At 41.6% G+C, this 14,377-nt stretch carries 12 protein-coding genes, 2 tRNA genes and 1 rRNA gene; 7 read left to right on the top strand and 8 right to left on the bottom strand.

All coding sequences use genetic code 11. From position 1 onward, the window contains the following. Positions 1-330 precede the first annotated feature (330 nt). The 6 genes from I593_RS00125 to def form a co-directional block, all read right to left on the bottom strand. Positions 331-406, bottom strand: a tRNA-Ala gene (locus I593_RS00125). A gap of 48 nt (positions 407-454) precedes the next feature. After that, a tRNA-Ile gene (locus tag I593_RS00130) sits at positions 455-531 on the bottom strand. A 61-nt stretch (positions 532-592) separates the two neighbouring features. Continuing rightward, positions 593-2,129 (bottom strand): 16S ribosomal RNA (locus I593_RS00135). Between the two features lie 728 nt (positions 2,130-2,857). After that, positions 2,858-4,873: a TonB-dependent copper receptor gene (locus I593_RS00140; RefSeq protein WP_016165585.1), complete on the bottom strand. Its 2,016-nt coding sequence runs from the start codon at positions 4,871-4,873 to the stop codon at positions 2,858-2,860. A gap of 68 nt (positions 4,874-4,941) precedes the next feature. Beyond that, entirely contained in the window at positions 4,942-5,370 is a 429-nt protein-coding gene (locus I593_RS00145; RefSeq protein ID WP_016165586.1) for a DUF2946 family protein, read from the bottom strand. An 89-nt stretch (positions 5,371-5,459) separates the two neighbouring features. After that, positions 5,460-5,993 (bottom strand): peptide deformylase, encoded by a 534-nt coding sequence (def, locus tag I593_RS00150; RefSeq protein WP_016165587.1) that lies wholly within the window; start codon positions 5,991-5,993, stop codon positions 5,460-5,462. A 119-nt stretch (positions 5,994-6,112) separates the two neighbouring features. Here def and I593_RS00155 point away from each other — a divergent pair, with 119 nt between their 5' ends. From I593_RS00155 to I593_RS00165, 3 genes are read left to right on the top strand one after another with little or no spacing between them, the layout of a single operon-like run. After that, a complete protein-coding gene (locus I593_RS00155) occupies positions 6,113-7,267 on the top strand; it encodes a LysM peptidoglycan-binding domain-containing protein (protein ID WP_016165588.1) in 1,155 nt (384 codons plus the stop codon). A gap of 12 nt (positions 7,268-7,279) precedes the next feature. Next, positions 7,280-8,425 (top strand): DNA-processing protein DprA, encoded by a 1,146-nt coding sequence (dprA, locus tag I593_RS00160; protein WP_016165589.1) that lies wholly within the window; start codon positions 7,280-7,282, stop codon positions 8,423-8,425. 38 nt (positions 8,426-8,463) lie between these two features. Then, on the top strand, positions 8,464-9,033 hold the full coding sequence (locus tag I593_RS00165) for an L-threonylcarbamoyladenylate synthase type 1 TsaC (protein ID WP_016165590.1): 570 nt from the start codon (positions 8,464-8,466) through the stop codon (positions 9,031-9,033). A gap of 391 nt (positions 9,034-9,424) precedes the next feature. On the opposite strand, the gene I593_RS00170 is transcribed toward I593_RS00165, so the two are convergent. Next, complete coding sequence (locus tag I593_RS00170; RefSeq protein WP_016165591.1) at positions 9,425-10,354, bottom strand: DMT family transporter; 930 nt, start codon at positions 10,352-10,354, stop codon at positions 9,425-9,427. Positions 10,355-10,489: 135 nt separating this feature from the next. Between I593_RS00170 and I593_RS00175 the strand changes: the two genes are divergently transcribed. From I593_RS00175 to I593_RS00190, 4 genes are all read left to right on the top strand, one after another. Continuing rightward, positions 10,490-11,248, top strand: coding sequence for an AraC family transcriptional regulator (locus tag I593_RS00175; protein ID WP_016165592.1), 759 nt, complete (start codon positions 10,490-10,492; stop codon positions 11,246-11,248). A gap of 106 nt (positions 11,249-11,354) precedes the next feature. Next, the gene (locus I593_RS00180) at positions 11,355-11,900 is read left to right on the top strand and encodes a glutathione peroxidase (RefSeq protein WP_016165593.1); all 546 of its coding nucleotides are present in this window, start codon (positions 11,355-11,357) and stop codon (positions 11,898-11,900) included. Between the two features lie 171 nt (positions 11,901-12,071). Further along, a complete protein-coding gene (locus I593_RS00185; RefSeq protein WP_016165594.1) occupies positions 12,072-12,488 on the top strand; it encodes an RcnB family protein in 417 nt (138 codons plus the stop codon). Positions 12,489-12,638: 150 nt separating this feature from the next. Next, on the top strand, positions 12,639-13,211 hold the full coding sequence (locus tag I593_RS00190) for a hypothetical protein (protein WP_016165595.1): 573 nt from the start codon (positions 12,639-12,641) through the stop codon (positions 13,209-13,211). A gap of 54 nt (positions 13,212-13,265) precedes the next feature. Here the strand turns inward: I593_RS00190 and adhP are convergent, their stop codons facing one another. Beyond that, positions 13,266-14,297 carry an alcohol dehydrogenase AdhP gene (adhP, locus tag I593_RS00195; protein ID WP_016165596.1) on the bottom strand — a complete coding sequence of 344 codons (1,032 nt, stop codon included), beginning with the start codon at positions 14,295-14,297 and terminating at the stop codon, positions 13,266-13,268. Positions 14,298-14,377 lie beyond the last annotated feature (80 nt).

Genomic DNA, 14,377 nt, shown 5'->3' on the forward strand with positions numbered 1-14,377 from the left:
TCATCTCTTACAGTTTGTTGTCCGTGCACTTAAGCACTGTACAGCTTCAATCTAAATTCATATACCAAAACGCTTGATTCAGTGTTTTTGCTAGTTCTCAATCAACTTAGATCAAAGAATTACTTCTTCTTTCTTTGTTATTGAGTGAACAATTTATTTCAGACTCAATTTTCTAATCTGTTAATGATTAACTACAGCCTCGTCAGCTTGCAGTAAACTGTGATAAATCACAGAAGTTAACAAGACGCGCATATTACGCTAACTTCTTATTAATTTCTATAATCTAAAACTTCGTTTGCTTGTTTCTTAGCTCATTGCAATGCAATGTGATGGTGGAGACTAGGAGAGTCGAACTCCTGACCTCCTGCGTGCAAAGCAGGCGCTCTACCAACTAAGCTAAGTCCCCAGCTTATCAATAAGTCAATGTTTCTGATCTTCCGTACTTCGTCAGTAGTGGTGGGTCTGACAAGACTTGAACTTGTGACCCCACGCTTATCAAGCGTGTGCTCTAACCAACTGAGCTACAGACCCTCAGATACATTGTCATGAAGAACAACTTGTTGTGGATTCTTACCAATCGTCAATCTTTCGTTAAGGAGGTGATCCAGCCGCAGGTTCCCCTACGGCTACCTTGTTACGACTTCACCCCAGTCATCGGCCACACCGTGGTAACCGCCCTCTTTGCAGTTAGGCTAGCTACTTCTGGTGCAACAAACTCCCATGGTGTGACGGGCGGTGTGTACAAGGCCCGGGAACGTATTCACCGCGGCATTCTGATCCGCGATTACTAGCGATTCCGACTTCATGGAGTCGAGTTGCAGACTCCAATCCGGACTACGATCGGCTTTTTGAGATTAGCATCCTATCGCTAGGTAGCAACCCTTTGTACCGACCATTGTAGCACGTGTGTAGCCCTGGTCGTAAGGGCCATGATGACTTGACGTCGTCCCCGCCTTCCTCCAGTTTGTCACTGGCAGTATCCTTAAAGTTCCCACCCGAAGTGCTGGCAAATAAGGAAAAGGGTTGCGCTCGTTGCGGGACTTAACCCAACATCTCACGACACGAGCTGACGACAGCCATGCAGCACCTGTATGTAAGTTCCCGAAGGCACCAATCCATCTCTGGAAAGTTCTTACTATGTCAAGACCAGGTAAGGTTCTTCGCGTTGCATCGAATTAAACCACATGCTCCACCGCTTGTGCGGGCCCCCGTCAATTCATTTGAGTTTTAGTCTTGCGACCGTACTCCCCAGGCGGTCTACTTATCGCGTTAGCTGCGCCACTAAAGCCTCAAAGGCCCCAACGGCTAGTAGACATCGTTTACGGCATGGACTACCAGGGTATCTAATCCTGTTTGCTCCCCATGCTTTCGTACCTCAGCGTCAGTATTAGGCCAGATGGCTGCCTTCGCCATCGGTATTCCTCCAGATCTCTACGCATTTCACCGCTACACCTGGAATTCTACCATCCTCTCCCATACTCTAGCTGACCAGTATCGAATGCAATTCCTAAGTTAAGCTCAGGGATTTCACATCCGACTTAATCAGCCGCCTACGCACGCTTTACGCCCAGTAAATCCGATTAACGCTCGCACCCTCTGTATTACCGCGGCTGCTGGCACAGAGTTAGCCGGTGCTTATTCTGCGAGTAACGTCCACTCATCAAGGGTATTAACCTTAAGAGCCTCCTCCTCGCTTAAAGTGCTTTACAACCAAAAGGCCTTCTTCACACACGCGGCATGGCTGGATCAGGCTTCCGCCCATTGTCCAATATTCCCCACTGCTGCCTCCCGTAGGAGTCTGGGCCGTGTCTCAGTCCCAGTGTGGCGGATCATCCTCTCAGACCCGCTACAGATCGTCGCCTTGGTAGGCCTTTACCCCACCAACTAGCTAATCCGACTTAGGCTCATCTATTAGCGCAAGGTCCGAAGATCCCCTGCTTTCCCCCGTAGGGCGTATGCGGTATTAGCATTCCTTTCGGAATGTTGTCCCCCACTAATAGGCAGATTCCTAAGCATTACTCACCCGTCCGCCGCTAAGCTAAGGTGCAAGGCCACCTCCCCCGCTCGACTTGCATGTGTTAAGCCTGCCGCCAGCGTTCAATCTGAGCCATGATCAAACTCTTCAGTTTAAAATCAATAGTGCTTTATTCTAAACACCAAATCTGGCTCATCAATTTTCTGACATTAATTTCTCAAATAAACTTCGAGTAATTTCTACCATCAATCAATGAAAATAATTTCGATCAATCAATCAGTAAAAATCCACACAAGTTGTTCTTCATAATCTCTTAATGATCTTCTCGATGATTCGTCATCATCAAGCTAGGTCGGCTATGTTACTCTGATTTATATCAAAGTCAACAGGTAATTTCGATATTTTTAAAACTCATCCAATCAATCTAAAAATTTAACCACTAAGCTAAATCCTTGTTAATCAACAAGTTTTTATCTGCATCACCGCCGATGGATGTGCATTCTACAGCATTTCAGATGTGTTGCAAGCATATTTCAAAATTAATTTTATCGTGTGCATATTTTTCAAACTATAAAAAACATATGCTATTGTTTTTTATATTTAATTTATTTTAATAAAAATTAATAGTTTTTATTCAGTGCTCTAAAGCACGCTAATTGAGCGCACCGTATTTAATTTAAGTTATTGTTTTAATTTTAAAATATTTTTTATTTATTTAAATTTATATATTTCTCTAGTTTAAATTGCTTCTTTAATCTTCAATTTATGTATATTTTCCACCCTAAATGTATATTTTTATATCATTTTCTAGTCATCCTATATTTCAAAAGCAAAACAACCACTCTTAGAAAAGAGTGGTTGTTGTTTATTTTAGGCTTTTCATTAGAACTTCATGCTAATGCGTGCCCAATAGTTTCGCCCGATATTATTAAATTGCTCAGTTGCAGCATAGCCAAAGCCTGAACTTCCTAATTTATTCAAATGTTCGGCATAGTTCTTGTCAAAGACATTGTCCACACCAACAGAAAGATCAACGCCTTTTTGCAGGTTATAGGTTCCATTTAAGGACAATGTGCCGAAGCCTTTACTGTCTTCCACATCATAGCCAATAATATTACCTTCGCGATAACTGGTCCGATCTTGTGCTGCAACCACACGCCACAATAAACCAAGATTATATTTGTCTTGAACATAACGTAAATTGAAACGCCCTTCTAGCGGCGCAATTTGCGGTAATGCGCGATGGTCTGTGGTATTTTCACCCCACGCATATATGGCACTGACATCGGCTTGAATCTGATCCGTCAATTGATAACTAATGCCTGCTTCTGCCCCTGCAATCGTCGCATCGACATTACGGCTTTTGGCTTCCAATTTTCCCATAGAACCCGTTGGTGTGTATGCCACCAAGATGTAATCTTGAATCAGCCCTGCATAAACCGAAGCCCATGATTTAAATGCACCCTGTTCATATTGATAGCCTGCATCAAACTGTGTGGTTTTTTCATTGTTTAAATGATCGAAGGTTGTCCCTGTTTGGTAATATTGGGTACTGAATAATTCCCAGTAATCTGGTACACGCTCAACATAGCCCAAACCTACATAGGTTTTCACCTGATCCTTAAGTTGACTTTCTAGGCGGACAAATCCACTCGGTAGCGTTTCTTTACGTTCCGTATCCATCTTCAGATTATCAATTTGAGTTTGATCAATACGCGCGCCCGTGACCAACTTATTCTGATCACTCAATTGATAGCTTAACTCACCAAAAGCACCATAAGATTCAAAATCCATGTCGGTCACTCTTGGTTTATCTTTATAAGTATTCATCATCCCTTTACGAGCGCTATGCTTATTATTCTGCGCATCAACACCAGAGACTAGACTCCAATTATCCCATTCTGTTGTTATTGCTACGCGAGAGTTTAATGTTCTTCGAGCTACATTCGATGCCATCGGCATTGACATACCATCAACAGGAGTGAATTTACGAAGACTAAAATTATCCATGACATGATCGTTATAGCTATAGTCCACTTGTGCTTCGATCTTCTGAATCACTTCATTGATATTTTTCTTTTCAACATGTAAACCTAGGCTTTCTCGCGCAAACTTGGAACCATCCATACTTCGCCCAGCATAGACTGCCTCTCCATCACTCTTACCGCCCTTCAGTTCCACCCACGTATCTTCATTCGGTGTCCAACCAAATGCCAGATCAGCATTCCATTTTTCCCAGTCCGATGGAACTGTATGTCCAGCACCATCTTGATAACTATCGGCAACTGAACGGTTGGCATTTAAACGTACATATTTAGTTTCATCACCCACAGCTGTTTCAATATTATGATCCAGACGTCCATAAGAACCCACCATGACACTGGCTTGCCCACGATAAGGTTTTTCGCTAGTCAATTTCTCGGGTTCACGTTCAAAAATGACCGTTGCCGCTGAACCTGTATGTGCATATTGCACCGTTTGCGGTCCCTTTATCACGGTAATCTTGTCATAACTTTCAGGTGAAATATAAGAGGTTGGATTATCCATACGACTAGGGCATGCACCCAAGTTTTCGGTGCCATCGGTTAATATTTTAATACGTGAACCGAACATACCACGGAAGGTCACATCGCCATTGGCCCCGCCATTTTTAATTTGATTAAAACCAACAATACTTTGTAAATAAGCAGCACCATCTACAGCTGGAATTGGCTGTGTCGGTTGTTTTGGATCTGCATGAACAATTAAGCCATTGGCATCATTGCCTTGCTGGGCGGTCACGACAATAGGAGTCAAAATTTGAGCAGGTTGTACTTCTGTACTATAAGCCGCGACTGAATAACACGCGACACAAATCGCAGCCGATAAAGGCTGTAACAAGAATTTAGGCTGAGCCATATCAATCTCTCTAAAAACATAAATAACACTGTGCCTAAGTCATAAGACCCAAGCGAAAGAAAGCGGATTTATGCCAAGAGTGGCGGTGCCCGTCCTTGTGGAATCAGAAAGAGTTGTTGTAGAACAAACCAAACATGCGCAAAGGCTTTCTGAAAAGCGATTAAACGCACTTGAATACGATCAAGTATTGGCTTTACATCAAGTTCAGGCGGCAAGACTAAATTGCCATATACGGTACAGTACTGACATTGATGATGGACATCATGATGATCATGTGCAGGTTGCTCTTGATGCTGCATGTGCATATGCGAATGCTGATCATGTACAACTGAAGTTTGAACGGCGTGTGCCGCCTGAGAAGGGAGTAATAATGCACGCGTAATGGTTTCACAGACCGGAGCAACTTGATATTGCTTCGGCAACAAAGGCTGTAGAAAAACAGCAATCTGTAAAAAAACTGCGACACATGCCAGCAGCAAACCACCACGGAAAAGCAAAAATAATCATCCTGCAATTTGTGCGGCGCCAGTATAACAAAACCCAATCGGAATTGGGTTCATACTTAAAGATGATTTTTAATGAGAAATTATCCGCGCTTGACTGCAACTTTCTCTTTTTGACGCTGACGCGTCACTTTTTCCACTTTTTCACGCGCACGCTGACGCTTGAGTGGTGATAAATAGTCAACAAATAATTTGCCGTTTAAGTGATCCATTTCATGCTGAATACAAACAGCGAGAAGTTCGTCTGCTTCAATTGTAAAGGACTGACCTTCAAGGTTAATTGCCTCAATTTTTACACGTGACGGACGCTCAACTTTGTCGTATATTTGAGGCACTGATAAACAGCCTTCTTCATAGGGCTGGGTTTCTTCAGTCAATGGGGTAATTTTGGGGTTAATGAACACCATAGGCTGATCTTTATGTTCAGATAGATCCATAACAATCAACTGAATATGGCGGTCGACTTGGGTAGCGGCTAAACCAATGCCTGGCGCTTCATACATGGTTTCAAACATATCTGCAGCTAACTGACGAATTTCATCAGTAACTTCTTCGACTGGTTGTGCAATGGTACGAAGACGGGGATCGGGGAAACTTAAAATAGGTAATAAGGCCATAAACATCCTCACTTATGCCATTGATCAAAAAACCAAATGAAGGAATGCTTGATCAAAAAAATGTGTGTAATATCGTTATTATAACGTAAATTACGTACATAATTTTAGGAATTATGATAATGAAAAAGGTTTTGAAGGGCATGCCATCTTTTAGTGCCTTGGGGTTTAAACAGCAATTGTTGGCACTGACTGTCGGTTTGGCGATCAGTGTTGGTTCTATCGCAGTGGTTGAAGCTGCACCAGCTCGTAATGTTAATCCACCTTCATTAAAAGCGGGTGCTCCACAAGTTTATGTAGTGAAAAAGGGGGACACCCTCTGGGATATTTCGGGGAAATTTTTAGATAAACCTTGGCGCTGGCCTGAAATTTGGGCCAGCAACCGTCACGTGAAAAATCCACATTGGATTTTCCCGGGTGACAAGCTACTCCTGTGTAGCTATCAGGGCAAGCCATTGATTGGTAAAGACGAAGGTGACGGCTGTGACGGCATTATCCGTCGATATGCTGGCGGCACCAAACTACAACCTCAGGTCCGCGTCGAATCCTTAAATGATGCTATTCCTGTAATTCCATTGGACAATATTAAACAATGGTTAGAACATTCAACGATTGTTGCTCCTGAGTCAGTGGACAATACACCTTATGTACTGGGTACTGCTGATCAACGCGTATTGGCAGCCAAAGGGCAAACCATCTATGCGCGTGGCAATGGCTTAGAAGTGGGCCAGCAATATGCAGTTTATCGCGAAGGCGACCCGTACACCCTCAGCAATGAAAAAGGCAAAAAGTATAATGCTGGACTTGAGCTGAATCAGGTGGCGACGGGCATAGCTGTTGCAAGTGAAAATGACATTACAACACTGGAACTCACAGATAGCTTTAATGCCGAAGTACGTCGTGGTGACCGTGTACTCCCTGTTTATGACCCAATGTTGCCTACCCTGTTCTATCCAACCATGGCTGAAGATGTAACGGCTGGAGGACAAATTGTTCGCGTGATGGGTTCTATTGGTACGGCTGCCCAACACAGCGTCGTGACAATAGATCGCGGTAGTTTTGAAGGCGTGCAAGTGGGCCATGTATTTAGCATCAACCAAAAAGGTGAACAGGTTCGAGACCCGAAAACCAAAGAAATGGTGCAATTGCCTGGACAAAAAATTGGTAACTTAATGGTGTTCAGAACTTTTGATCACTTTAGCTATGGCTATGTGCTTGACAGTTCCTTACCTATCAAAATCGGTGCTTATATTCAACCACCATTAATGGATGATTAATTCGGAGTTGCTATGCTGAAACCATTATCACAAGTGCAAATGGACACCATTACCTTGTGGTATTTGGTTCAGCACTCGCTCAGCAGTTTTTATAAACTAGAACAACACTTTGGTAGCATCCATAACGCAGTACAACCCCAAAATTTGCAAGATTGGTCAAAATTAGGTTTACATAAAAATCATATTCAACGTGCACAACAATTTTATACCCAGTCTGAACAAAGTAAGTTTCAGCACCTTATTCAAGAAATTGAGCGACATAGTGATTTCGTACTGAGTTATCACGATCCCGAATATCCACAACAATTGCTGCCTTATAGTGATAAACCCCCAATTCTATTTGGACAAGGACAACTTTCGCTGTTGATGCAGCCACAAATTGCCATTGTCGGCAGTCGTAAACCCAGTCCACATGGTCGCCAAATTGCCTATGATTTTTCGTATTATCTCAGTGAAAAGGGTTTTGTGATTAGCAGTGGCTTAGCACAAGGGATTGATGAGGCTGCACATCAAGGCGCTTTATCTCATCAACGTACACTGGCAGTCATGGGCACAGGACTCGATCAAACTTATCCCGCACAGCATCGGCAACTTCGCCAGCAAATTTTGCAGCATTCAGGTGCCATTATCAGTGAGTTTTTACCCCATACTCCGCCGCTACGACAACATTTTCCACGCCGAAATCGGATTGTCAGTGCCCTTTCTTTGGGAACTCTTGTGGCAGAAGCAGGTTTAAAAAGTGGTTCAATCTCAACAGCCACATTTGCAGCAGAACAAGGAAAATTAATTTTCGCAATTCCCGGACATATTTATAGTGAATTCCATCAAGGTTGCCATCAACTGATTCGCGAAGGCGCAATTTTGGTCAGCCATCCTGAACAAATTTTAGAAGACCTTGCTTTACCAACACAATGGCAAACACAGCAGCAATCCCAAAGCGACTCAACCTCACATTCTGTCCTTGCAAAGCCTGAGATTCCTGAGCATTTAATACCACTTTATAATCAACTGAACTGGACAGGATCTCCGCTAGACCATTTGGTCATTCATCTTAAGCAAGATACCGCGACATTGACTGCCCAGTTGATGGAATTGGAGCTTTTAGGTTTATGTATGCAACAATCTGGAGTGTATTTGCGTTGTCGTCCTAACCAATAAGGTTCAGAATAGGCCTTTGCTTAAATTAGGACAAGAAAATGATTACCACCTCTGTTGCCGAAGCTGCCGATAGTTTAAAACGCGGACAGGTCTTGGCATACCCAACAGAGGCAGTATGGGGATTAGGTTGTGATCCTTATAACGAAGCTGCATTTAATGAGATTTTGAAGTTAAAACAACGCCCTATTGAAAAAGGTGTCATCTTATTGGCTGGGCATATTTCCCAAGTTGAACACTTGCTGGCCAGACTCACTCAAGAGATGCGTGACACCGTGATCGCCTCTTGGAGTAACCGTAGCCCAACCGAGCGTGCTACCACTTGGTTACTGCCTGCGAGTGAAGACATCCCTGCCTGGATCAAAGGTAATCACCCCAAAGTTGCCATTCGCGTGACTACACATCCTTTATGTGTGGCGCTTTGCAATGCCTTTAATGGTTTTATTGTCTCGACCAGTGCAAACCCCGCAGGTCTTGAACCCGCACGTTCGCTGCAAGAAGCCCATAAATATTTTAATCATCATTTAACCTATTTAAACGGTGATTTAGGTTTAAGCCAAGAACCTAGTCGTATTTTAGATGCTGAAACGGGTCAAATTATTCGTGCATAAGCGAATAAAACAATCAATTTTATAGAAAATTTGGACAAAAAAAAGCTCAATCAAATAGGTTGATTGAGCATAAAAAGGATGTGTGTTAATCACATCCAGAGGGTTCGAAAATTTTGCGGAATGTTAGACTTAAAGTATTATTAAGAAATACTTAACTAATCATTCTTGATGTGAACATTATCTAATATTTCAAATCAAAATACAAACCCCTTATCTCCGCCATTTTTTTGATTAAATGCATGATTAAAATGTTAAATTTTCTCAAAAAGTCAAACTATCCTGCTATTTTTAAAATATTTTTAAATAAATAATCATTTGACAGTATGAAAATTTACACTTATAACTGGTAGTTTAGTCCAAAAAAAATAAATCAATAAAATTTACTGTTTGATTATTTATTAATCATACTGGTTGACTCTATTGTCTCAGATTGTACCTGCCGTGCTTTTATTTGTGCCATAACAATCCCCGTAATAATAATAATTCCCCCTATGGTGTGATGCATCGTCCACGCTTCATGCAACCAAAAATAAGCCAATATTGCTGTAAAAATGGGCATCAAATTCATAAAAATACTGGTCCGATTAGGTCCTAAACGCTCTACAGCAAGCATCCATACCCAAGGTGCAATCAGGGATGCAAATAGGCCCGCATACAAAACACTTGCGGTATTCTGCATATCCAAACGGTCTATGCCTAACCAAAGTACGAACGGCAAATGGTAAATCAGAGAAAATCCTATTTGAACGTATAGACTAATCATGAGTGGGACTTTCAGTTGCCATTTCTTTAAAAACACCCCGTAAAAAGCATAAAAGAACACGGCAATTATCATCAGCAAATCACCCCAGTGCCCACCTAAATGAAGTAAGGCTTGAAGTTGTCCTTGAGCAATCACATAGAGTAAACCCAGAAATGACACCAAGCTCCCCATGACAGCAAAACGATTAGGCACTTCTTTTAGAATAATGATGGAAACAAAAATGGTAAAAATTGGAATAAAGGCATTAATAATTCCCATGTTGGTCGCAGTGGTATAATGCGCAGCGCTATATGCTAACCCTTGATAGAGCAACATACCAAAGGCACTGAGTATTGCAAATTGCCTCCAATGTAATGCAACTAACTGACGCTGCTGCCACACTTTAGGCAGCATGACTGGCGTGAGGACAATAAAAGCCACCAACCAACGATAAAAACTAATGCTCACTGGAGAAATGTAATCCGCGACATAACGCGTCACTGCGATATTCAGCGACCAGATAAACACTGCAATTAAGGGCAGCATCACTGCCAATTTCACCCATTTGTTTTGCTGCATTTCCCCACTCATTTACAATATCTTGGATGACTATTGTGCTAAAAGTCTGAAATAATAGACATACGTTTTTTCAGACATTGATATGGCAGATTCAACCGTCCGACATCCATTCCTCCTTCATAATGGGCATCTTGCATGAAAAGTTATGCAGACACTGATTTATCTCAATTGATAGAAGTGCATGAATATTTTTATGCACAAAATGATGAAATTGCAGCGCATAGTTGCATATGGGGCGATTTTAATTTTAGTTTAAATGGTATTTTGGATTATGAAATTGAAGGAATACATCATTTATCGCCTCCAAATTACGGACTTTGGATTCCAGCCCATACTGCTCATGCTTGCATTGCGCGTGAGATACAACCTACCCATTATATTTGTATTCATCTCCATCCTGTGCTTTGTAACTACTTTCCCACAACGACAAAAGCCGTCGAAATCAGTCCTTTTCTCCGCCATTTAATTAAAGAGATTCTACGCCAAAAGCCCGCAACAACCGCTGTGGAATACGAACATTTACTTCAGGTTTTACTCGATCAACTGCGTACCGCACCTGCTTATGAGCACTACCTACCACAAACACAACACCGTGTTTTAAAGCCAATCTTACAGCAACTGTCCAATCCACAATGCTTCGCTAAAAGTTTGCAACAAATCCTCCATAAATTTCAGTTTACCGAAAGGCATTTACTCCGCTTAAGCCAACAGGAGCTACAACTCAGTCTCGCAGAATGGCGCAATCGGGCAAAAATTCTGTATGCGATTGATCAACTGCATGCAGGATCGACAGTTAAAAAACTGGCTTATGATTTGGGTTATCAACATAGTTCTAGTTTTATTGAATTCTTTAAGCGCTATACAGGACAAACACCCGCTCAATTACGTGAATAAACCAGCAGCTCCACGCTCTTTTTACCTCACTTGCAGGATTCAACTTGAAGTTGACGTGAATTCTCGTTACAACATCTACACCCGATAAAAATCAATGGATCTGTGTATGAACCAGTCTGTATATGACATTCCTGTAAAAACCATTCAGGGAGAGAACATCACCTTAAACCAATATCAAGGCAAAGTCCTTTTGATTGTCAATGTGGCATCAAAATGTGGCTTAACCCCGCAATATGAAGGTTTAGAAAAACTCTATCAGCAACAAAAAGATCAGGGCTTAGAAATTTTAGGCTTTCCTGCCAACAACTTTTTGGCACAAGAGCCTGGTAGCGATAGTGAAATTCAAGAATTCTGCTCACTCAACTACCAAATTGATTTCCCTTTATTTTCCAAAATTTCTGTCGCAGGCGAAGATAAACATCCACTCTATGAAACCTTAATCCATGCTATTCCTGAACGCATTGGTGAAGGCCCGTGGTGGAAAGATTTGGTCGATTATGGTCTCACCCCAAATGAACCACCTGAAGTGTTATGGAATTTTGAAAAATTTCTAGTGAACAAACAAGGACAAGTGGTGGCACGTTTTGCACCCGACATTACCGCAGATGATCCGCGTATTCTGGATGCCATTCAAACTGAGTTACAAAAATAATAAACCATTCTGAGCATCAAGCAGTCATTTATTGGCTGCTGATGCCTTAAAAGCCTTCTTAATTTCTTCATGATTTTAATATTTATACAACATTAAATTCAAACTAACTCAAAGACTTACTGCTTTAATAACAAGATCAGAACAAGATAGTAAGTTTAAGGTTGGTAGATCATGAATCGTTTAGTACAAGCTGTTGTTTTCTCTTTATCCACTGCATTAGTAGCTGCGCCCGCTTTTGCTGCTCCACAGAATTCACAAGATCACAAACAACACGCAACTCAGAATCACAATGATGCAAATCATCAAGGCATGCATCATGATTCTTCAAGCCATCATGCACAAGATCAACATAAACCCGCAAGCAATAATAAAACTGGGAATAAACAAATGACTCGCCCATCGGCGACATGGAAACCAGGCAATCCTGTTCCAGCACAATACCGTGGTCAGAGTTACAAAGTTGACCACAGCAAATACAAAAAATTAAATAAGCCAGGCAAAAATGAACAGTGGATCAAAGTGAATGGTGATTATGTCCTTACCAATGTGTTAAATCACAACATTATTAAAATTGTTCCAGGAATGTAAGGTTCCACATAGATCACAAGAGTGCTTTCAGCACTCTTTTTTATATCCAACCTTTTTGTTGTTGCTTTGCAGCCTGACTTTGGAAAATGAGGCTGCCATTTTATAATTCTGTTAAAGCAATTCAATGCTAGATTGAGACCATTCAAGATTATGAAAAAACTTCTGCAAGGTGCCTTACTTCCTTTTGGTATTTTTGTTGCTGCAATCAGCTTACTTGGCTGTAATCAGGCGACAGAACATGATACCCAAACAGCTAATTCCACTGACGTAGAAGAACACAGCACTTCTCATAATAATCCTGCGACCGAATTAAAAAATGGCAACATGATTTATGTGGTTCGTGATGTTGCCGACATGCAATTAAAAGCAGGTGACTACGTCCAACAGTTGAAGCAAACTCAAACTGACTTAGAGCAAGCTTTAGCAGATAAAGACCAGCAATCGCTCCAAACATCAGTCAATGCTTTACATCAACAACTCACTGACTTCAACCGTGCTTTAAATAGCTTAGATTTAAAAAGTCAGGAAGTTGACTCCATTCGACAAAACATCATGTCTACTAATCAACAAGTCCTCGATTTACCTTATTTAAATGGTAAAGTTGACCTTCAATCTGTCGATTTGCATAAAATTGAACAACAAATGACGTCGGTACAAACAGAAATGCTTAAATTGGCAAAAATGTTACTGTCACAACCCGACTTTAGTGAAAAATCATCATAAAAACATTAGAGGATTCATCTGTTATTTTTAATGAGATGAATCCTCAACCTATATTTAAAGACTAAAATCGATCACGATTCGACCATCAATCTTACCCTGCTCCATCCGCTCAAAGATATCATTGATATGTTCTAAAGGCTCTACATGAATATGTGCCTTTACTTTACCCCGTGCCGCAATATCTAAGGCTTCTTTCAAGTCTAGACGTGTCCCGACAATCGACCCCCGAACAGTAATCCCATCCAGAACCATATCAAAAATAGAGAGGTCAAACTTTCCAGGTGGTAAACCATTGAGCACCATGGTTCCGCCACGACGTACAATTGAAACTGCCTGTTCAAATGCTTTTGGTGATACCGCAGTCACTAAAACCCCGTGACACCCTTCACCCGTCGCTTGCAATACTGCATCTTTAACATTCACGTGCAGTACGTTCACCGCAACATCTGCGCCTAACTGTTTCGCCAGCTCAAGCTTTGTATCATCAACATCAATCGCCACCACATTAAAACCCATCGTTTTAGCATATTGCACTGCAACATGACCTAAGCCACCAATACCAGAAATTGCAACCCAATCCCCTGCTTTTGCCTCCGTCATTTTAAGCCCTTTATAGACCGTTACACCCGCACATAAAATCGGCGCTATGGCGAGTAAATCAACTCCCTCTGGGATGACGCCAACATAATTACCGTCAGCCAAACAATATTCGGCAAAGCTGCCATTAACGGAATACCCTGAATTTTGTTGCTGTTTACATAGGGTTTCCCAGCCTGCATAGCAATAATCGCAGTGTCCGCATGCCGAATAAAGCCAAGGAATGCCCACCACATCACCGACTTTTAAATGATGAATCCCTGCCCCTATCTCGACTACTTTACCTACACCTTCATGACCAGGAATAAAAGGGAGATTCGGCTTGATTGGCCAGTCCCCGTGCATGGCATGTAAATCGGTATGACAAACACCCGTTGCGATCATTTTGACCAACACTTTACCTTCACTTATTTTTGGAATTTCAATGTCTTGGATTTGTAAGGGTTGGTTAAATGCCGTAACGACTGCGGCTTTCATTGTATTTGCCATTTTCATTCTCCATATACTCATGTTTGAGTAAAATTCTTATGTAACAATCTCATTCAGGATTAACATAAAAACTGGAAATG

It is taken from the genome of Acinetobacter tandoii DSM 14970 = CIP 107469, assembly GCF_000400735.1.
GTDB lineage: Bacteria > Pseudomonadota > Gammaproteobacteria > Pseudomonadales > Moraxellaceae > Acinetobacter > Acinetobacter tandoii.

Bases quoted from the DNA above. Each gene is read 5' to 3' on its own strand.
- I593_RS00180 (WP_016165593.1), top strand. From the start codon at position 11,355: ATGAACCAGTCTGTATATGACATTCCTGTAAAAACCATTCAGGGAGAG.
- I593_RS00165 (WP_016165590.1), top strand. From the start codon at position 8,464: ATGATTACCACCTCTGTTGCCGAAGCTGCCGATAGTTTAAAACGCGGA.
- adhP (WP_016165596.1), bottom strand. From the start codon at position 14,297: ATGGCAAATACAATGAAAGCCGCAGTCGTTACGGCATTTAACCAACCC.
- def (WP_016165587.1), bottom strand. From the start codon at position 5,993: ATGGCCTTATTACCTATTTTAAGTTTCCCCGATCCCCGTCTTCGTACC.
- I593_RS00170 (WP_016165591.1), bottom strand. From the start codon at position 10,354: ATGCAGCAAAACAAATGGGTGAAATTGGCAGTGATGCTGCCCTTAATT.
- I593_RS00140 (WP_016165585.1), bottom strand. From the start codon at position 4,873: ATGGCTCAGCCTAAATTCTTGTTACAGCCTTTATCGGCTGCGATTTGT.
- I593_RS00185 (WP_016165594.1), top strand. From the start codon at position 12,072: ATGAATCGTTTAGTACAAGCTGTTGTTTTCTCTTTATCCACTGCATTA.
- I593_RS00175 (WP_016165592.1), top strand. From the start codon at position 10,490: ATGAAAAGTTATGCAGACACTGATTTATCTCAATTGATAGAAGTGCAT.
- I593_RS00155 (WP_016165588.1), top strand. From the start codon at position 6,113: ATGAAAAAGGTTTTGAAGGGCATGCCATCTTTTAGTGCCTTGGGGTTT.
- I593_RS00190 (WP_016165595.1), top strand. From the start codon at position 12,639: ATGAAAAAACTTCTGCAAGGTGCCTTACTTCCTTTTGGTATTTTTGTT.
- dprA (WP_016165589.1), top strand. From the start codon at position 7,280: ATGCTGAAACCATTATCACAAGTGCAAATGGACACCATTACCTTGTGG.